Raw genomic sequence first — 18,548 nt, forward strand, 5'->3', positions numbered from 1 at the left:
CACCGGTGCGCATCCTGCTGGTCGAGGACGACCGACGGGTGGCCGCCGCCCTCGCCTCGGCGCTGACCCGACGCGGCTACGAGGTCGAGCACGCCGCCACGGTCGCCGCCGCGCTCTCCGCCGCCCCCTGCGACCTGGTCCTGCTCGACCTCACCCTGCCCGACGGGGACGGCACGGAGGTGTGCCGGGAGTTGCGGCGGCGCAGCAGCCAGCTCGGCATCATCGCGGTCACCGCCCGGGGCGAGGAACGCGACCGGGTGCTCGGCCTGCGGCTCGGCGCCGACGACTACGTGGTGAAGCCGTTCTCGATGGTGGAGCTACAGGCCCGGATCGAGGCGGTGCTGCGGCGGGCGGCGCACGCCGCGCCGGCCCGGGACCTGATCGAGGTCGGGTCGGTCCGTATCGACGTGGCCGCCCGGACGGTCGCCGTCGCCGGTCAGCCGGTGGCGCTGACCCGCAAGGAGTTCGACATCCTGCTCTCGCTGGCCCGTCAGCCCGGCACGGCGGTGCCCCGCGACCGCATCCTGCTCGACGTCTGGGGCACCACCTGGGCCGACCGGCACACCGTCGAGGTGCACGTCGGTTCGCTACGCGGCAAGCTCGGCGACCCCCGGCTGGTGGAGACCGTACGCGGGGTCGGCTACCGGCTCCGGGGCGAGTGAGGGGCAGCCGGTGCGGCGTCGACTGGTGATCAGCTACCTGCTGCTGATGGTGCTGGTGCTCCTGGCGTTGGAGACGCCGCTCGCGGCGACCCTGGCGTCCCGGGAGACCGACCGGGTCCGCGCCGACCGGCTCGCCGACGCCACCCGGTTCGCCTCGCTGGCCGGGCCGGCGCTGCGCGGCGGCGGGGCCGGACCGCTGACCGGTGAACTCGTCAGCTACGACCAGCTCTACGGCATCGGGGCCGCCGTCGTCGACCGGGACGGCCGGGCGCTGGTGGTGTCGACGAGTTGGCGCACCGGCCGGGACACCCGGGCGGCCCTGGACACCGCCCTGGCCGGGCAGCAGTTCAACGGGCCGGACTCGGTGTGGCCATGGGTGGACGGTCCGCTGGTGGTGGCGGTGCCGATCAACGACGGCGGTGAGGTGCTCGGCGCGGTGGTCACCGCCACGCCGGTGGCGAAGGTCCGCCGCACGGTCACCGCGTGGTGGCTGCTGCTCGCCGGGATCGGACTGCTCGCCGTGCTGGCCTGCGTCTCCACCGCGTTCGGGCTGGCCGGTTGGGTGTTGCGTCCGGTGACCGAGCTGGACGCGGTGACCCATGAGATCGCCGAGGGGGACCGGGGCGCCCGGGTGCAGGACCGGTGGGGGCCGCCGGAGCTGCGCCGGCTGGCGGCCAACTTCAACCACATGGCGGCGGTGGTCGCCGACGTGATGGACCGGCAGCGGGCCTTCGTCGCGCACGCCAGTCACCAGTTGCGCAATCCGCTGACCGCGTTGCGCCTGCGGGTGGAGGAGCTGGGGCCGAGCGTGGTCGACCAGGACGGCCGGGCCGAGCACCGGCTCGCCCTGGAGGAGACCGACCGGTTGGCGCTGGTTCTCGACGGGCTGCTCACCCTGGCCCGCGCCGAGCGGGAGCAGAACGAGCGGGTCACCGTGGACGCGGCGGCGGTGGCCGCGTCCCGGGTCGCCGCGTGGGAGCCGTTGGCCCGGCACCGGTCGGTCACGTTGCGCCTGGTGGCGTCCGGTCCGGCCTTCGCCCGGACCGTGCCGACCGCGGTCGACCAGGCGTTGGACGCGCTGATCGACAACGCGATCAAGTTCAGCGGCGACGGCGGTGAGGTGACCGTCGCGGTCCGGCACGTCGACGGGGGCACCGCGCTGGAGGTGCGCGACACCGGCCCGGGGATGACCTCGGGCCAGCTCGACCAGGCCACCGAGCGGTTCTGGCGGGCCCCGGACGCGCAGAACATCGAGGGCGCCGGGCTCGGCCTGACCATCGTGGCGGTGCTGGTGGACGCCTCCGACGGCCGGCTCACCATGCACCCCGGGCAGCCGCGGGGTCTGGTCGCCGAGCTGTGGTTCCCCGGCCCGTCCGACGCCGACCCTCCTTTGGACGCCGGTGCCCCCGCCCTGCCCGCCGGGGCGGGCTGAGCGGTCAGGGTTTGGCGGACCGGTACCAGTCGGCCGCGCCCGGGTGCAGCGGTAACGGCGTGGTGGCGATCGCCGAGCGGGGACTCATCCGGCCGGCCGCCGGGTGGGCGGCGGCCAGCTCCGAGCGGCGTTCCATCAGCAGCCGGGTCACCTCGCGCACCAGGGGCTCGGGCAGGTCCGCCCGGACGATCAGGTAGTTGGGGTTGGCGACGGTGGTGACCGGGTCCACCCCGTACACCGAGCGGGGGACGTCCCGGGAGACGTACACCTCCCGGTAGGCGCGGCGCAGCGGCTCGGTCCACTCGCCGAGATTCACCAGCCGGATCGAGGTGGCGTCGGCCAGCGCCTTCACCCCGCGTACCGGCAGGCCACCGGAGAAGAAGAAGGCGTCGATCCGGCCGGCGCGTAACGCCGCCACCGAGTCGTCCAGCCCGAGGTGTTCCTGCCGGACCTGGTCCCCGCCGAGCCGGGCCACCTCCAGTAGCCGGGTCACGGTGACCTCGGTGCCGGAGCCGGCCGCCCCCACCGAGACCCGTCGCCCGCGCAGGTCCGCGAGGTCGCGGATCGGTCCACCGGCCGTGGTGACCAGGTGCAGCAGGTCGTCGTAGACGCGGGCCACGGCGAGCACCCTCGGCGGGGTGGTCGGGCTGGTGTCGAGCACGTCGGCCTGGGTGAAGCCCAGTTCGGCGGCGCCGGAGCCGACCAGCCGGACGTTCTCGGCGGAGGCGGCGGTGACCACCACGCTGGCCCGGACGCCGGGCAGCTCGCGGTTGAGGACGGTGGCCAGCGACTGGCCGAAGGCGTGGTAGACGGCGGTCGGGCTACCGGTGGCGATCCGGATCGGGATCGGCTCGTCGGGGGATTCCTGGCAGGCGGCCAGCCCACCGAGCACCACGACCAGCAGCATCAGCAGCGCCCCGCCGGCGGAGGCGGACCGCCGGCCGCGCCCGGTCCGGCTACGGCTCACGCGGTGCACTCTGCGCCGTCACCGGCTCCGGCGCAAGCTCGGGCCGCCGGTGACCGGCCCGGGCCCCGGGTCGGTGCGCGCTGTGGTGGCCGGTATCAGACCAGGGTGGGGGTCCGGGCGGGCGCCAACGCGGCCCGTTCCATGATCCGCAGCCGGTCCGGTCCGTCCGCGACACTCACCACCAGGCAGCCGGCCCCCGGGCGCAGCAGCGCCGGCACCTCCAGCAGCGCCGCCGACCGGATCAGCACGGCGGCGAGTTCCCGGTCGGCCAGCCGGATGCCGAGGATGTGCCGCCGGACGTGCCGGCCGCCGGCCAGCAGGGCCGAACGCCAGGCGGCCGAGGCGAGCCGGGTCCGCCAGGCGGCCCGGGGGGTGGAGGACCCGACGGCGGGCCCGAGCAGTTCCCGACGTCCCTGCCGCCAGCCCGCCTCCCGGAGCTGCGTGAACCCGGCGCGGTGACCCGCCGGCACGTGCAGCCGGTGCAGCTCGTACCGACGGCGCAGGCCGCCGGTGACCACCTCGTGCTCGACGGGCACGTCGAGCCGGGCGAGCAGTTGCCGCATCCGCAGCGCCGCGTCCTCCCGGTTGAACTCCACGGCCCCCCGCTCCGGCGGCGTGGGGACGTGCGGGCGGGCCGTCGGTGCCGGGGTGCAGCGCACCAGGCAGGCCACCTCGAACGCGTCGGCCAGGGTCAGCCAGTCCAGCGGGGGCGGGGACGACGGGAGGCGTGGCCGGTCGAGCAGGCGGGGTTCGGAGGCCATCGGACCGCTCCTTCTCGACGGGGGATTCCCCTAACGGTCGCCTGCCGGTCGGCCCGCCTCCAGCCATCGGCACCGGATTTGAGGAAATCTTGCGTTCCTAGAGTTCGGTCACCACCACGTCGATCTGCCGGGGCCGCCCCGCCCTCACCGGCTGCTCCTCGACCGGATACTTCAGGTCACGCAACGCGCCGATCAACGCGGTCGCGGTCCGCGGCCGGGCCCCGGCCAGCAGCAGGTCACGGACCAACCGCCCCTTGGTGGCCTTGTTGAAGTGACTGACCACCGTGCGTTCGCCCGGCCGGCGCTCGTGCAGCACCCGCACGGTGACCGTCCGACCGGCCAGCTCCGCCGGCGGCGTCCAGGTCGCCGCGTAGGCGGCGGAGCGCAGGTCCAGCACCGGGCCGCCGCCGGCCGCCGCCGTCAGCACCGGTGACAGCACCCGCCGCCAGTACGCCGACAGCGCCCCCACCCCCGGCAACCGCGCCCCGATCGGGCACCGGTACGGCGGAATCCGGTCGGCGAGCCGGACCGCGCCCCACAGCCCCGAGCTGACCAGCACGGTGCGGCGGGCCGTCCGCAGCGCCCCGGGCGGCAGGGTGGCCAGGCCGAGCGCCTCGTAGAGCACCCCGGTGTAGACCTGCCCGGCGGGTGCGGTGGCGGCCCGGTCCAGCCGGACGTTGCGGGTCAGCTCGCCCCGCTGCCCGGCGGTCAACCCGAGGGCGGCCAGGGCGGCGTCCGCGGCGGCGTCGGACCCGCCGGTGGCGCAGAGCGTCATCAGCGCGCCCAGCACCTCCTCGCGGGCCGGGGTCAGCTCGGGCAGGCAGAGCCGGGCCAGGTCGAGCCGACGACCGGTGCCGGCGTCAGCCTTGCCCTCGGAGGGCGGCAGCAGGATGAGCACCGGCACAGCGTACGGGCCGGGGTCGGCGTCACGGCCGGACGGCGCTCGGGCCGTTCCCGCTCCCACCCGGGTCGTCGGCCCGGCGTGTTGCCGGTGTCGCCGGCCGACTACCGGGGCACTCGCCTGGCCGCTCCCGGACACCTGTGGCAGGGTTGCACCGTGCCCTCCACCACCGCGAGCCAGCTGGCCGTACCCACCCTGCACCGGGCCGCGCGGATCGAGGACGCCCTGCACCAGCTCGTGGAGCGCCGGCTGCGGCGCACCGGGTGGCAGCCCAACATCGTCGCGTACGCCGGTTACGGCGCCCCCGGCTGGGCCCGGGTGCTCTGCCGGGTGCTGCTCAGCCGCCCCGACCGGCGGCAGGGCCGGCTGGAGAAGGTCCGTGGCTGGCGCAGCTTCGCCACCCTGCCCGCCAAGCACGTCGAGGTCACCATCGAGGCAGGTGGCAGCGTGCACACCGCCCAGGCCGACCGCAGCGGCTTCGTCGACACCGTGGTCAAGGCCGACTTCACCCCCGGCTGGGCGTCGGTGCGGCTGCGGGTCGCCGACGCCGAACCGGTCGAGGCGCTGGTCCGGGTGATCGACCCGGAGGTGCGCCTCGGCATCCTCTCCGACATCGACGACACGGTGATGGTGACCGCGCTGCCCCGGCCCATGCTGGCCGCCTGGAACACCTTCGTCCTCGACGAGCACGCCCGTACGGCGGTGCCCGGCATGGCGGTGCTCTACGAACGCCTGGTCACCGCCCACCCGGGCAGCCCGGTGTTCTACCTGTCGACCGGCGCGTGGACCGTCGCGCCGACGCTGACCCGGTTCCTGTCCCGGCACCTCTACCCGGCCGGCCCGCTGCTGCTCACCGACTGGGGGCCGACGGCCGACCGCTGGTTCCGCAGCGGCCGGGAACACAAGCGGGCCACCCTGGCCCGGCTGGCCACCGAGTTCCCCGACGTGCGCTGGCTGCTGATCGGCGACGACGGGCAGCACGACCAGGAGATCTACCGGGAGTTCGCCGCCGCCCACCCGGAGAACGTCGCCGGGGTGGCGATCCGCCGGCTCTCCCCGACCCAGTCGGTGCTCGCCGGTAGCCTGCCCGTGCCGAACGACCGGCCGTCCTCGGCTGGGCCGGTGGGGCAGAAGTGGCTCTCCGCCCCCGACGGGGCCGGCCTGTGGAAGCTGCTCCGCGACGCCGGCCTGGTCTGATCCCCGGCCCGACGGTCAGGTGGTCGGGGCGGCTGCGGGGGTGACAGTCGTCCGGATTCCGAGCGCGGCGAGCCGGTCCCGTGCGGCCGGCACGGTGGCGGGGTCGGCCGACAGGTCCACCAGTTCGCCGAGCGGCAGCGGTTCGCCGGCGGTGGTGGACAGCTCGGGCGGGCCAGACCAGGAATGCCGCCACGAGGCGGCGGCGGAGTCGACCGCCGCAGCCTCCAGCGCCCCCTCGTAGGCCACCGTCAGGGACCGGAGGGCGTCCTCCTCGGCGGCATCCGGGGCCAGCTCACGGGCGAGGTCGAGGCACCGGTCCTCGGCGAGGAGGTCCAGCAGCAGGCCGAGATCGGCGTCGGGTCGCCCGGTCAGCCGCGCCGCCGCCCGGTACAGCGGGTCGGCCTGCTCCCGGGCGGACCGGTGCGCGAGGGTCGGGGTGAGCCGGTCCCAGGGCAGCAGCCGGGTTCCGGGCCGGTCGAACCGGCTCTCCCGGAGCCGGCGACCCGAGGTGTCGAGGTCGGGAATCAGCACGGTGGTGGGGCGGCGGTCCGGGATGACGGGTACGTCCGGCACGAAACGCAGCGCGGCGATCCGCTCCCTGAGCGGCGGGTGCGACTCCCACCAGGCGGGCTCGGCGGGGGCCACCTCGACACTGCGCTCGCGGATCTCCTCGCGGCACTCGGCCAGGTAGGCGGCGAACCCCTCGAACAGGTCCTCCGGGAGGTGCCCCCGGTCGTACGCCGGCAGCACGTGGTCGGCGAGGTACCCGTCCCAACCGGTGCCCACCAACCGGATCTCGCGTAGGGCGTTCACCATGGCGTCCCGCCCGGCGGCGGCCACCGCGTAGCGGTCCGCCTCGTACTCCATCTGCCGGCTGATGCCCTGCTCGACGGCGACGAACAGGCGGGCGTACGCGGAGAGGACCGCGCGCAGCACGCCGTCCACGGTGTTCTGGGCGGTCCCGACGATGATCATCCGGGCCCGCAGGGCGATGCGCACGCTGCGGGTGTGCCGGCCGGAGAAGTGCCCCATCTCGTGGGCGAGGACCGCCCGGATCTGGTCGACGGTGTACGCCGGCAGCAGGGGCAGTCCGAGGATCACCGTACGGCGGCCGGGGAGCAGGCCGAGCAGCCGCACCTCCTCGGTCACCGCGGCGTTGGCCTCGGCGACCAGGCGGACGTCGTCCGGCTCCCGGGTGCCCACCCGGGCCGCGAGGTCCCGGACGATGCGCCACAGCTCGGGTGCCTGTTCCGGGCTGAGCAGGATGCCGGTCAGCGGGGCCGGGCGTCGGGTCAGCACCCGGCCGAGGGTGAAGACCAATGCGAACAACACGGTGCCGGCGGCACCGACGATGAGCGGCCGGAACCCGCGGGTGCCGGAGCCGTCCCCGTCGGTGCCGTAGCCCAGGCCGAACGCCCCGACCGCCACCACCAGCGCGACGGCCAGGACGAGGAAACCGACGAGCAGCACGACGGACAGCACGGCCTGCAACCACGTCTTCACGCGTGTTCCTCCCCCGGTGCGGCGTGCACAGTATCGACCGGAGGAGATGCGCCACAAGGCCCTTTCGGACGGTCAGTCGCGGCGCAGCCAGAGCACGCCGAGCGGGGGCACCCGCAGTGACACCGAGGCGGGCAGGCCGTGCCAGGGGACGTCCTGGGCGTGCACCGCGCCGAGGTTACCCACCCCGGAACCGCCGTAGTGGTGGGCGTCGGTGTTGATCACCTCGGTCCAGGTGCCGGCGGCCGGCAGGCCGACCCGGTAGTCCTCCAGCGGGCTCGCGGAGAAGTTCGCCACGCAGACCAGGGTCGCGCCGTCCGGGGCGATCCGGACGAAGGAGACCGTGTTGTTGGCGACGTCGTCCCCGGCGATCCAGCGGAACCCGGCCGGGTCGGTGTCCTGCGCCCACAGCGCCGGGGTGTTCCGGTAGGCGGCGTTGAGGTCGGCGACCAACCGCTGCACCCCGGCCCGCGCCGGATCGTGCAGGAGATACCAGTCGAGGCCGCGTTCCTCGCTCCACTCCCGGTCGTCGCCCAGCTCGCAGCCCATGAAGAGCAGCTGCTTGCCCGGGTGCGCCCACATGTACGCCAGCAGCGCCCGCACGTTGGCCAGCCGCTGCCAGGTGTCGCCGGGCATCTTGCCGGCCAGCGACCCCTTGCCGTGCACCACCTCGTCGTGGCTGATCGGCAGCACGTAGTTCTCGCTCCAGGCGTACGCCAGGGAGAAGGTGAGCTGGTGGTGGTGGTGCTGCCGGTAGATCGGGTCCTTGGCGGTGTAGAGCAGGGTGTCGTGCATCCAGCCCATGTTCCACTTGAAACCGAAGCCGAGCCCGCCGTCGGCGGTGGGCCGGGTCACCCCGGGCCAGGCGGTGGACTCCTCGGCGATCATCACCACCCCGGCGTGGTGTTTGTAGACGGTGGCGTTGACCTCCTGCATGAAGGCGATCGCCTCCAGGTTCTCCCGGCCGCCGTGCTGGTTGGGCAGCCACTGCCCCTCGGGGCGGGAGTAGTCCAGGTAGAGCATCGAGGCGACCGCGTCCACCCGCAGGCCGTCGACGTGGAACTCGTCGCACCAGTAGAGCGCGTTGGCGACCAGGAAGTTGCGGACCTCGCGGCGGCCGAAGTCGAAGACGTACGTGCCCCAGTCGGGGTGCTCGCCGCGGCGCGGGTCGGGGTGCTCGTAGAGTGGGGTGCCGTCGAAGCGGGCGAGCGCCCACTCGTCCTTGGGGAAGTGCGCGGGCACCCAGTCCAGCAGCACCCCGATGCCGGCGGCGTGCAGGCGGTCGACCAGGTACCGGAAGTCGTCCGGGTCACCGAACCGGGAGGTGGGCGCGAAGTAGCCGGTGACCTGGTAGCCCCAGGAACCGCCGAACGGGTGCTCCATCACCGGCAGGAACTCCACGTGCGTAAAGCCCATCTCGGTGACGTACGTGGTGAGCTGGTCGGCCAGCTCCCGGTAGCCGAGGCCGGGTCGCCACGAGCCGAGGTGCACCTCGTAGACGCTCATCGGTTCCCGGTGCGGCTGCCGGCGGGCCCGCCGCTGCAGCCACTGCGCGTCGGTCCACACGTAGCGGGACCGGTGCACCACCGAGGCGGTGGCCGGCGGCACCTCCGCGTACGCGGCCATCGGGTCGGCCTTGTCCCGCCACCGCCCGTCGGCACCGAGGACGCGGTACTTGTAGCGGGCCCCCTCCGGCGCGCCGGGCACGAAGATCTCCCAGACGCCGCTGGAGCCGAGGCTGCGCATCGGCCAGCCGTCGTCGGGACCCCAGCCGGTGAAGTCGCCGACCACGCGCACCCCACCGGCGTTCGGGGCCCATACCGCGAAGGCGACGCCGCCGTCGCGGACCTGCGCGCCGAGTGCCTCCCAGAGCCGCTCGTGCCGGCCCTCGCCGATCAGGTGCAGGTCCAGCTCGCCGAGGGTCGGCGGGTGGCGGTACGGGTCGTCGGTGACCCACCCGTCGACGTCGACCCGGTAGTCGAGCACGCTGCCCTCGACGCGGGCCTCGAAGACGCCGACGTCGTGCACCCGCTTCATCGGGTGCCGGTCGTCGCCGACGAGCAGCGCCACGTCACCGGCGCCCCGCCGCAGGGTGCGGATCGTGGTCCACCCGTCGGCGGGGTGCGCGCCGAGCAGGGCGTGCGGGTCGTGCGTCGCGCCGGCGATCAGCTGGTCCATCGGTCGTCCTTCGAGGCGGGGTCGGTCGGGGTGCTGCCGTGCGGGGCACGGCCGGTCCTGGTGCCGCCGGCCCTGGCGCGGCGGGCCCTGGCGGGGCCGGGCGCGGGCAGGTCGGCCGCGGCGGGGCCGGCCGGCTGGTCGGTCTCCGGGGCGGGGGTGGTCGGCGCGGTGCCGCCGGAGAGTTCCGTGGGCACCTCCGTCACGGTCAACTCGGCCGGTTGCGCACCGGCCGGAATCTCGGCCGGCGGCGTCGGCGGGCGGCGGACCGTCAGCACGTGCGCGGGTTGCAGGTACGGGTCGAGCCGGACCGCGTTGCGCTGGCCCCACTCGTAGCCGGCCCCGGTCAGCTCGTCGTGCACGGTGAACCGTTCGTGCCAGTCGAAGCCGAGCGCCGGCATGTCCAGCGTCGTGTTGCCCCACTGCACGGTGTGCGAGTCGAACGAGCAGACCACGATGACCGTGTCGCCGGTGTCCGGGTCGTGCTTGGACCAGCAGAGCAGTGCCGGGTTGTCGATGTCGTGGAAGACCAGGTTGCGCAGTTGGTGCAGGGCCGGGTGCTCGCGGCGCACCCGGTTGAGGGTGGCGACGAACGGGGCGAGCGAACGGCCGTGTGCCTGCGCGCCGGCCCAGTCGCGGGGGCGCAGCTCGTACTTCTCGTTGTCGAGGTATTCCTCTGCCCCGGGCCGGGCGACGTGCTCGAACAGCTCGAAACCGGCGTAGATGCCCCAGGACGGGCTGAGCAGCGCGGCCAGCACCGCCCGGATCTTGAACATCGGCGGTCCGCCGTGCTGCAACGACTCGTGCAGGATGTCCGGGGTGTTGGGCCAGAAGTTGGGCCGCATCCAGTCGACCGAGGCGACCAGTTCCTCGCAGTACTCCCGCATCTCGGCGGCCGTCGTGCGCCAGGTGAAGTAGGTGTACGACTGGGTGAAGCCGATCTTACCGAGGCCGTGCATGATCGCCGGCCGGGTGAACGCCTCGGCCAGGAACAGCACGTCCGGGTCGGTGCGTTTGACCTCGGCGATCAGCCAGTGCCAGAAGTCGAATGGCTTGGTGTGCGGGTTGTCCACCCGGAAGATCCGGACGCCCTCGCCGATCCAGTGCCGCACCACCCGCAGCACCTCGGCCCGGATGCCCTCGGGGTCGTTGTCGAAGTTGACCGGGTAGATGTCCTGGTACTTCTTCGGCGGATTCTCCGCGTACGCGATGCTGCCGTCGGCGCGGGTGGTGAACCACTGCGGGTGCTCGGTGACCCACGGGTGGTCGGGGGCGCACTGCAACGCCAGGTCCATCGCCACCTCCAGCCCCTGCTCGGCGGCGGCGGCGACGAAGTCGCGGAAGTCCTCAGGCGTACCCAGGTCGGGGTGGATGGCGTCGTGGCCGCCCTCGGCCGCGCCGATCGCCCACGGCGAGCCGACGTCGTCGGGGCCGGCGGTCAGCGCGTTGTTGCGGCCCTTGCGGTTGACCCGGCCGATCGGGTGGATCGGCGGCAGGTAGAGCACGTCGAAGCCCATCGCCGCGACCCCGGGCAGCCGGTCCAGCGCGGTGACGAAGGTGCCCGAGCGGGCCGGGGCGTCGACGGTGGCCGGGATCGCGCCCTCGGAGCGGGGGAAGAACTCGTACCAGGCGGAGAAGAGCGCCCGGGGGCGGTCCACCCACAGCAGGTGCGGGGTGCCGGTGGTGACCAGTTCCCGCACCGGGTGGGCCCAGAGCAGGTCGGCCAGGTCGAGGGCCGGGGCGACCCGGCGGGCCAGCTCGGCCTGCTGGTCGCCCAGCGCCTCCACCGCGGCTGTGACCCGCCCGGCCGCGTCGGCCGGCACGAGGTCCAGGGCGGCGGTCAGCACCCGCACGCCCTCGGCCAGGTCGTTGGCCAGCTCGGCCGCGCCCTGCCCGGCGGCGACCTTCTTGGTCACCGCGTTGTGCCAGGTCAGGTACGGGTCCTGGAACGCCTCGACGGTGAACGACCACTCGCCGACGGCGTCCGGCCGGATGGTGGCGTGCCAGCGGTCCTGCCCCGGCTCGCCGGGCCGCATCCGGGTGAACGGGCGGGTCACGCCGTCGGGGCCGTGCCAGACCACGTTGCAGCCGAGCGCGTCGTGCCCCTCCCGGTAGGCGCGGGCCGACACCGGCACCAGCTCGTCGACCACCGCCTTGGCCGGGTAGCGACCGCAGGCGACGACAGGGGAGACGTCTTCGATCGGGAACCGTCCGCTCACCCGCTCAACCTACTGTGCGAGATCCCCTCGCGCTCAACCAAGCGTCCCCTTCGCCCCGCCCTGGCGTCCCCGCCCAGGTCCGGACACATGGCGTTGCTGTGAGATCACCATGTGTGTATGGTCGGCCGGGTCAATCGACAGGTCGCGATCTGGAGGTAGGATGAATCGGCTCAAATCACGCACGGCGACCCTCGTGGCAGGCACCGCGATCGCCGGCCTCGTCGCGGCCGTGGTGCCCGGCACCGCCGCCCAGGCCGGCTACTACCAGTACCGCAAGTGCTCCACCGCGGTCTCGCTCTCCTTCTTCGTCGACAGCACCTCGTCGACCACGCGGTGGCCGCACTCGATCGGCTGGAACAACGTCATGTACGCGGCGCAGGAGGCCAACGGCCGCTACCACGTCTCGCTCTGGGACACCTCGGGTGACACCAACGGCTGGGTCAGCACCGCCTGGGTCCGCGCCTGCTGAGCGACCCGACGCCGACGCTGACGACGGCGCGGCCCGGACCCACCCACCCGACGACCCGGAGGTATCCATGAGCACGATCGGCAAGCGCGCGGCAGCCCTGGTGACGGCGACCGCCCTGACCAGCCTCGGCGCGGCCGTGGCGACCGGCGGTGCCGCCCAGGCCGCCTACTACCAGTACAGCAAGTGCTCCACCGCCGTCAGCCTGTCCGTGTTCGTGGACAGCACCTCGTCGACCACGAAGTGGCCGCACTCGGTCGGCTACAACACCCGCATGTTCGCGGCGCAGGAGGCCAACGGCCGCTACCACGTCTCGCTCTGGGACGCCTCGGGTGACACCAACGGCTGGGTCAGCACCGCCTGGGTCCGGCCCTGCTCGTAGCCCCGCCCGCTGCAGGCGTTTGTCCTGGCCGTAGTTCTCCGGCGGTGCTGCCGCGTGGCCCAGTCGTGCGGTAGGTCCCTGCCCCCTCTCAGGCTTCTGCCCCGCGTCGGATCCCCTCCCCGCGTCACCTGTCCGGAGACACGTGTGCCCGGCTGGCATCTTTCTGCCAGCCGGGCACGTCGTATCGGCGAGCGGAGGGCGCGGGGTGCTGTCTCCCGCCCTGCTGGATACGGCATGCAGGTCGGCGGCGATCTTCCGATAGCCCATCGGGATGCTCATGGAGCCTGCCTCCGTCCGGCGGTACGTTCGTCGGAGACCCGTATGACTGTCAGGCATAAAGATGCCTGACAGTCATACGACCTTCTGGAGAGTGGCACCCCCGTCGGGGTTGCGCATTGTGCGGGCGGGCAATCCAAAATGCGAAGCGCCAGCCGGCTCGGTGTCGCGCTGTCCTTGTACTGCTCGCGGAGTTCCGCGATCGACGGCAGCTTCGCCCCTGGTCGTGGCGCGCCGAACCGGATCGAGCGGGTCACACCGTCCAGGAGCAGTTCGCCGACCACGGAGGCGGAGCGCACCGCCCGCAGCGAGGTGCACGACCGCCCGGCGGTGCGCCCCCTGGTCGCCGCGGTGGCCCGTTGCGCCGCCGCCCCGCCGCCCCGCCGGCCCTGGTCCACCTCGCCGCCATCCTTCACGTCACCTGAGAGCAGCGGGGCAGAGACCTGCGACACGTATCATGTGTATTACGTATCTAGGGGGCCTGCCATGAGGTTGAACAGCAAGGGTCAGGTGACGATCCCGGCGGAACTGCGGGTCCGGTACAACCTGCACGAGGGCGATGAGGTAGACGTGATCGAGGAGGGCGGCGCGCTGCGCATCGTGCGCGTCAGTGAAGCCGACACCCGTGGCCAGCGTCTGGTCCGACACATGCGCGGCAGGGGCAGCGCCCAGGAGGTGCGGGGCATGTCGACCGAGGATCTGATGGACCTTCTCCGTGGGGAGTGAACGGATCCGGGCTGTCGCCGGTCGGGTGCCGGACACGGGTGCCACGCTGGTAGACACCAACGTCCTGTTGGACGTCTTCACCGAGGACCCGCAATGGGCCGACTGGTCGGGTGAGGCCCTGGCCAGCGCCCGCGACGAGGGCGTTCTGGTGATCAATCCGATCGTGTACGCCGAGGTATCCGTGCGGTTCGACGGTGTCGAGGAACTCGACGATGCACTGCCCGCCACGGATTTTCTCCGCGAGGAACTGCCGTACCCGGCGGGCTTCCTGGCCGGCAAGGCTAACGCGCGATACCGCCGGCAGGGCGGCGCCAAGCGTTCGCCGATCGCCGACTTCTACATCGGCGCGCACGCGGCGGTCTGCCGCTACCGCCTGCTCACCCGCGACAGCAGCCGCTACCGCTCGTACTTCCCGACGCTGAAGTTGATCGCGCCCGGCGAGTAACCGGCCCCTGCTCCGCCCAGCCTGCGTGGCAGCGGCGGGAGGACGGGGAGAAGAACCCGCCCTATGCGAGCAGTGAGCGGTACAGCTCCAGGGTCTGGACGGCGATGGCGTCCCAGGAGAAGTGCTCCACGGCCCGCCGCCGGCCGGCGAGACCGAACGCCTCGGTGCGCTTCGGGTCGGCCAGCAACCCGTTGATCGTCCTGCCGAGGTCGGCGACGAAGCGGTCCGGGTCCAGCGGGTTGCCGGAACCGTCGCCGGCCTGCTCGATCGGCACCAGCAGCCCGGTCTCGCCGTCGGCGACCACCTCGGGGATGCCGCCGGTGGCGGTCGCCACCACCGCCGTCTCGCAGGCCATCGCCTCCAGGTTGACGATGCCCATCGGCTCGTAGACCGAGGGGCAGACGAAGATCGTGGCGTGGGTGAGCACCTGGATCACCTCGGGCTTGGGCAGCATCTCGGCCACCCAGACCACCCCGGACCGGTTGGCCCGCAACTCGGTGACCAGACCCTCCACCTCGGCGGCGATCTCCGGGGTGTCCGGTGCGCCGGCGAGCAGCACGAGCTGGGTGTCGGCGGGCAGCTCCCGGGCCGCCCGCAGCAGGTAGGGCAGGCCCTTCTGCCTGGTGATCCGCCCGACGTACACCACGCTGGGGCGGGCGGGGTCGATGCCCAGCCGGTCCAGCACGTCGGTGCCGTGGTCGGGGGAGTACTGGGCGGTGTCGATGCCGTTGTAGACCACCCGCACCCGGTCGGGGTTCACCGCCGGGTAGGCGGTCAGCACGTCCCGGCGCATCCCCGCGCTGACCGCGACGATCGCGTCGGCGGACTCCATCGCCGTCCGCTCGCACCACGAGGAGAGCGCGTAGCCGCCGCCGAGCTGCTCGGCCTTCCACGGGCGCAGCGGCTCCAGGCTGTGCGCGGTCACCACGTGCGGCACCCCGTACAGCAGCTTGGCGGTGTGCCCGGCCAGGTTGGCATACCAGGTGTGGCTGTGCACCACGTCGGTGCCGGCGCAGCCGGCGGCCATCGCCAGGTCGACGCCCATGGTGCGCAGAGCCGCGTTCGCGCCGTCCAGGGCGGCCGGCTCGGGGTACGCGGTGACGCCCGGTTCGTCGCGGGCCGCGCCGAAGCAGTGCACCCGGACGTCGGCGAGCCGGCGCAGTTCCCGGGCCAGGTACTCGACGTGCACCCCGGCCCCGCCGTACACCTCCGGCGGATACTCGCGGGTCAGCAGGTCCACGCGCAGCGGGGCGGAGTCGGTCATGCCCGGCACCCTAGTGCAGAATCCGGCCGCGCACCGGTCGCGGAACTGTGCCCGTACGAGTGGTGAAGTCGCAGCGGTATGGATAGCGTCTGGTCATGGCTGCCAAGGTGCTCGCGATCGTCCTGGCCGGTGGAGAGGGCAAGCGCCTGATGCCGCTCACCGCGGACCGGGCCAAGCCGGCCGTCCCGTTCGGCGGGATGTACCGCATGGTCGATTTCGTCCTGTCCAATCTGGCGAACGCCGGCTTTCTCAAGATCGTCGTGCTGACCCAGTACAAGTCCCACTCGTTGGACCGGCACATCACCAAGACGTGGCGGATGTCGACGCTGCTCGGCAACTACGTCACGCCGGTGCCGGCCCAGCAGCGTCGGGGCCCGTGGTGGTTCGCCGGCTCCGCCGACGCGATCTACCAGAGCTTCAACCTGATCAACGACGAGCAGCCGGACTACGTGATCGTCTTCGGCGCCGACCACATCTACCGGATGGACCCCCGGCAGATGGTCGACGACCACATCGCCTCCGGCGCGGCGGTCACCGTCGCCGGCATCCGCCAACCGCTGTCGATGGCCGACCAGTTCGGCGTGATCGAGGTCGGCGAGGACGGCAAGCGGATCCGGGCGTTCCGGGAGAAGCCCACCGACGCGGTCGGCCTGCCCGACGCCCCCGACCAGATCTACGCCTCGATGGGCAACTACGTCTTCTCCACCCGGGCGCTCTGCGAGGTCGTGGAACGCGACGCGGCCGACAAGACCAGCAAGCACGACATGGGCGGCAGCATCATTCCGATGCTTGTCGAGCGGGGCGAGGCCAACGTCTACGACTTCAAGGACAACGAGGTGCCCGGCAGCACCGACCGGGACCGGGGCTACTGGCGGGACGTGGGGACGCTCGACTCGTTCTACGACGCGCACATGGATCTGATCAACGTGCACCCGGTGTTCAACCTCTACAACTTCGACTGGCCCATCTACACCGACCAGCCGCCGTACCCGCCGGCGAAGTTCGTCCACCAGTGGGGCGAGCGGGTGGGCCGGGCCGTCGGCTCGATGATCTCGCCCGGCGCGGTGATCTCCGGCTCGCTGGTGGAGAACTCGGTCGTCTCGCCCAAGGTCAAGGTGCACTCCTGGGCGCAGGTCGACGGCGCGGTGCTGATGGAGGGCGTCGAGGTGGGCCGGCACGCCGTGATCCGCCGGGCCATCCTCGACAAGAACGTCTTCGTGCCCGAGGGCGCCGAGATCGGGGTCGACCTGGAGAAGGACCGGCAGCGCTACACGGTCTCCGACAACGGCGTCGTCGTCATCGGCAAGGGGCAGCGCGTCGAGCCCTGAGCCCGGGTGTGTGACCCGGCCGCTGCCGGGAAGACACCGCACCCGCCCCGTACCACCCGAGGAGGTTTCCGCAGTGGCCCACCCCCGTGCCGGACAGCCCGCCGAGCCCGCCGACCTGGTCGACGTGCCCCGGCTGGTGACCGCCTACTACGCCGAGCACCCGGACCCGGACGACCCGGCGCAGCAGGTCTCCTTCGGCACCTCCGGCCACCGGGGGTCCAGCCTGCGCAACGCGTTCAACTCCGACCACATCCTCGCCGTCACCCAGGCGCTGTGCGACTACCGCCGCGAACAGGGCCTGACCGGGCCGCTGTTCCTGGCCCGGGACACCCACGCGCTCTCCGCCCCCGCCGAGGCCGACGCGCTGGAGGTGCTCGCCGGCAACGGGGTGACCGTGCTGCGGGACAGCCGCGACGGCTACACCCCCACCCCGGCGCTGTCGCACGCCGTGCTCACCCACAACCGGGGGCGCACCGACGGGCTCGCCGACGGCATCGTGATCACCCCCGCGCACAACCCGCCCGACGACGGCGGCTTCAAGTACACCCCGACCACCGGCGGGCCCGCCGACACCGACGTCACGAGGTGGATCCAGGACCGGGCGAACGCGATCCTGGCCGCCGGGCTCAAGGAGGTCAGACGCATCCCGTACGCGCGGGCGCGCGCCGCCGACACCACCGGCACGTACGACTTCCTCGCCGGCTACGTCGACGACCTGCCGTCGGTGCTCGACATCGACGCGATCCGCGACGCCGGGGTGCGGATCGGGGCCGACCCGCTCGGCGGGGCCAGCGTCGCCTACTGGGGTGAGATCGCGCAGCGGCACCGCCTCGACCTCACCGTGATCAACCCGTTGGTCGACCCGACCTGGCGGTTCATGACCCTCGACGGCGACGGCAAGATCCGGATGGACTGCTCGTCGCCCAACGCGATGGCGTCGCTGATCGCCGCCCGGGACCGCTTCCAGGTCTCCACCGGCAACGACGCCGACGCCGACCGGCACGGCATCGTCACCCCCGACGGGGGCCTGATGAACCCCAACCACTACCGGGCGGTGGCGATCGGGCACCTGTTCCGTACCCGGTCGCAGTGGGGTCCGGCGGCGGCCGTCGGCAAGACCCTGGTCTCCTCCTCGATGATCGACCGGATCGCCGCCGACCTGGGCCGGCCGCTGCTGGAGGTGCCTGTCGGCTTCAAGTGGTTCGTCCCCGGGCTGCTCGACGGCACGGTCGGCTTCGGCGGCGAGGAGAGCGCCGGGGCGTCGTTCCTACGCCGCGACGGCAGCACGTGGACCACCGACAAGGACGGCATCCTGCTCTGCCTGCTGGCCGCCGAGATCATCGCCACCACCGGCCGGACCCCGAGCGAGCACTACGCCGCACTGACCGAGCGCTTCGGCGCACCCGCGTACGCCCGGATCGACGCCCCGGCCAGCCGGGAGCAGAAGGCGGTGCTGGGCCGGCTGTCCCCGGAGCAGGTCACCGCCACCGAGTTGGCCGGCGAGCCGATCACCGCCACCCTGACCAGCGCCCCGGGCAACGGCGCGTCCATCGGTGGGCTCAAGGTGACCACCGAGTCGGGCTGGTTCGCCGCCCGCCCCTCGGGCACCGAGGACGTCTACAAGATCTATGCCGAGTCGTTCCAGGGCCCGGAGCACCTGGCCCGCATCCAGGACGAGGCGAAGTCCCTGGTCGACGAGGTGCTGGGCTAGCAGCCGGACGAGGTCGTCGCGCCCCGGCGGTCACCGCACGGTGACCGGCGGGGCGTAGTCGTCCACGCCCGTTTCCCGGGGTTTTCTCCCGGTGAGCGTGTCGCCGCTCCCGCTGCCTCGTTGCGCATGAGGCGAC

The 18,548-nt window shown here is 73.0% G+C and carries 16 protein-coding genes; 9 read left to right on the forward strand and 7 right to left on the reverse strand.

Annotated features, from left to right (window positions below; translation table 11 throughout):
* Positions 1-5: 5 nt before the first annotated feature.
* Together ACOJTC_RS19905 and ACOJTC_RS19910 are read left to right on the forward strand one after the other, a co-directional pair.
* Positions 6-662, forward strand: coding sequence for a response regulator transcription factor (locus ACOJTC_RS19905; RefSeq protein WP_204927976.1), 657 nt, complete (start codon positions 6-8; stop codon positions 660-662).
* A gap of 10 nt (positions 663-672) precedes the next feature.
* A complete protein-coding gene (locus tag ACOJTC_RS19910) occupies positions 673-2,094 on the forward strand; it encodes an ATP-binding protein (RefSeq protein ID WP_420118004.1) in 1,422 nt (473 codons plus the stop codon).
* A 4-nt stretch (positions 2,095-2,098) separates the two neighbouring features.
* Here ACOJTC_RS19910 and ACOJTC_RS19915 read toward each other — a convergent pair whose 3' ends face one another.
* The 3 genes from ACOJTC_RS19915 to yaaA all read right to left on the reverse strand — a co-directional run bounded on the left by ACOJTC_RS19915 (position 2,099) and on the right by yaaA (position 4,720).
* The gene (locus ACOJTC_RS19915) at positions 2,099-3,061 is read right to left on the reverse strand and encodes a TAXI family TRAP transporter solute-binding subunit (protein WP_372444645.1); all 963 of its coding nucleotides are present in this window, start codon (positions 3,059-3,061) and stop codon (positions 2,099-2,101) included.
* A gap of 95 nt (positions 3,062-3,156) precedes the next feature.
* Complete coding sequence (locus ACOJTC_RS19920; RefSeq protein ID WP_204927974.1) at positions 3,157-3,822, reverse strand: hypothetical protein; 666 nt, start codon at positions 3,820-3,822, stop codon at positions 3,157-3,159.
* A 97-nt stretch (positions 3,823-3,919) separates the two neighbouring features.
* Positions 3,920-4,720: a peroxide stress protein YaaA gene (gene yaaA, locus ACOJTC_RS19925; protein ID WP_420118005.1), complete on the reverse strand. Its 801-nt coding sequence runs from the start codon at positions 4,718-4,720 to the stop codon at positions 3,920-3,922.
* Positions 4,721-4,936: 216 nt separating this feature from the next.
* On the opposite strand from yaaA, the gene ACOJTC_RS19930 reads away from it, so the two are divergent.
* Positions 4,937-5,920, forward strand: a complete 984-nt coding sequence (locus ACOJTC_RS19930) for an App1 family protein (RefSeq protein WP_420118029.1) — start codon at positions 4,937-4,939, stop codon at positions 5,918-5,920.
* Positions 5,921-5,935: 15 nt separating this feature from the next.
* Here ACOJTC_RS19930 and ACOJTC_RS19935 read toward each other — a convergent pair whose 3' ends face one another.
* From ACOJTC_RS19935 to ACOJTC_RS19945, 3 genes are all read right to left on the reverse strand, one after another.
* Positions 5,936-7,423 carry a M48 family metallopeptidase gene (locus tag ACOJTC_RS19935; RefSeq protein WP_420118006.1) on the reverse strand — a complete coding sequence of 496 codons (1,488 nt, stop codon included), beginning with the start codon at positions 7,421-7,423 and terminating at the stop codon, positions 5,936-5,938.
* Positions 7,424-7,495: 72 nt separating this feature from the next.
* The gene (gene glgB / locus ACOJTC_RS19940) at positions 7,496-9,598 is read right to left on the reverse strand and encodes a 1,4-alpha-glucan branching protein GlgB (protein WP_420118007.1); all 2,103 of its coding nucleotides are present in this window, start codon (positions 9,596-9,598) and stop codon (positions 7,496-7,498) included.
* Positions 9,586-11,814, reverse strand: coding sequence for a maltotransferase domain-containing protein (locus ACOJTC_RS19945; RefSeq protein ID WP_420118008.1), 2,229 nt, complete (start codon positions 11,812-11,814; stop codon positions 9,586-9,588). Before ACOJTC_RS19945 ends, glgB begins: the two co-directional genes overlap by 13 nt.
* A 193-nt stretch (positions 11,815-12,007) precedes the next feature.
* On the opposite strand from ACOJTC_RS19945, the gene ACOJTC_RS19950 reads away from it, so the two are divergent.
* The 4 genes from ACOJTC_RS19950 to ACOJTC_RS19965 all read left to right on the forward strand — a co-directional run bounded on the left by ACOJTC_RS19950 (position 12,008) and on the right by ACOJTC_RS19965 (position 14,109).
* Positions 12,008-12,283 carry a hypothetical protein gene (locus ACOJTC_RS19950; RefSeq protein WP_420118009.1) on the forward strand — a complete coding sequence of 92 codons (276 nt, stop codon included), beginning with the start codon at positions 12,008-12,010 and terminating at the stop codon, positions 12,281-12,283.
* 67 nt (positions 12,284-12,350) lie between these two features.
* A complete protein-coding gene (locus ACOJTC_RS19955) occupies positions 12,351-12,662 on the forward strand; it encodes a hypothetical protein (protein ID WP_204927968.1) in 312 nt (103 codons plus the stop codon).
* 762 nt (positions 12,663-13,424) lie between these two features.
* The gene (locus ACOJTC_RS19960) at positions 13,425-13,664 is read left to right on the forward strand and encodes an AbrB/MazE/SpoVT family DNA-binding domain-containing protein (protein WP_088645399.1); all 240 of its coding nucleotides are present in this window, start codon (positions 13,425-13,427) and stop codon (positions 13,662-13,664) included.
* Between the two features lie 25 nt (positions 13,665-13,689).
* Positions 13,690-14,109 (forward strand): type II toxin-antitoxin system VapC family toxin, encoded by a 420-nt coding sequence (locus ACOJTC_RS19965; protein WP_420118010.1) that lies wholly within the window; start codon positions 13,690-13,692, stop codon positions 14,107-14,109.
* Positions 14,110-14,170: 61 nt separating this feature from the next.
* On the opposite strand, the gene glgA is transcribed toward ACOJTC_RS19965, so the two are convergent.
* A complete protein-coding gene (glgA, locus tag ACOJTC_RS19970; protein ID WP_377683455.1) occupies positions 14,171-15,373 on the reverse strand; it encodes a glycogen synthase in 1,203 nt (400 codons plus the stop codon).
* Between the two features lie 95 nt (positions 15,374-15,468).
* On the opposite strand from glgA, the gene glgC reads away from it, so the two are divergent.
* On the forward strand, positions 15,469-16,701 hold the full coding sequence (gene glgC, locus ACOJTC_RS19975; protein WP_357932874.1) for a glucose-1-phosphate adenylyltransferase: 1,233 nt from the start codon (positions 15,469-15,471) through the stop codon (positions 16,699-16,701).
* Between the two features lie 73 nt (positions 16,702-16,774).
* Positions 16,775-18,412 carry a phosphoglucomutase (alpha-D-glucose-1,6-bisphosphate-dependent) gene (pgm, locus tag ACOJTC_RS19980; RefSeq protein WP_420118011.1) on the forward strand — a complete coding sequence of 546 codons (1,638 nt, stop codon included), beginning with the start codon at positions 16,775-16,777 and terminating at the stop codon, positions 18,410-18,412.
* Positions 18,413-18,548: the final 136 nt, after the last annotated feature.

The organism is Micromonospora sp. (genome assembly GCF_048594385.1).
Lineage (GTDB): Bacteria > Actinomycetota > Actinomycetes > Mycobacteriales > Micromonosporaceae > Micromonospora > Micromonospora wenchangensis.

Bases quoted from the DNA above. Each gene is read 5' to 3' on its own strand.
- ACOJTC_RS19960 (WP_088645399.1), top strand. From the start codon at position 13,425: ATGAGGTTGAACAGCAAGGGTCAGGTGACGATCCCGGCGGAACTGCGG.
- ACOJTC_RS19920 (WP_204927974.1), bottom strand. From the start codon at position 3,822: ATGGCCTCCGAACCCCGCCTGCTCGACCGGCCACGCCTCCCGTCGTCC.
- glgC (WP_357932874.1), top strand. From the start codon at position 15,469: ATGGCTGCCAAGGTGCTCGCGATCGTCCTGGCCGGTGGAGAGGGCAAG.
- glgB (WP_420118007.1), bottom strand. From the start codon at position 9,598: ATGGACCAGCTGATCGCCGGCGCGACGCACGACCCGCACGCCCTGCTC.
- glgA (WP_377683455.1), bottom strand. From the start codon at position 15,373: ATGACCGACTCCGCCCCGCTGCGCGTGGACCTGCTGACCCGCGAGTAT.
- ACOJTC_RS19955 (WP_204927968.1), top strand. From the start codon at position 12,351: ATGAGCACGATCGGCAAGCGCGCGGCAGCCCTGGTGACGGCGACCGCC.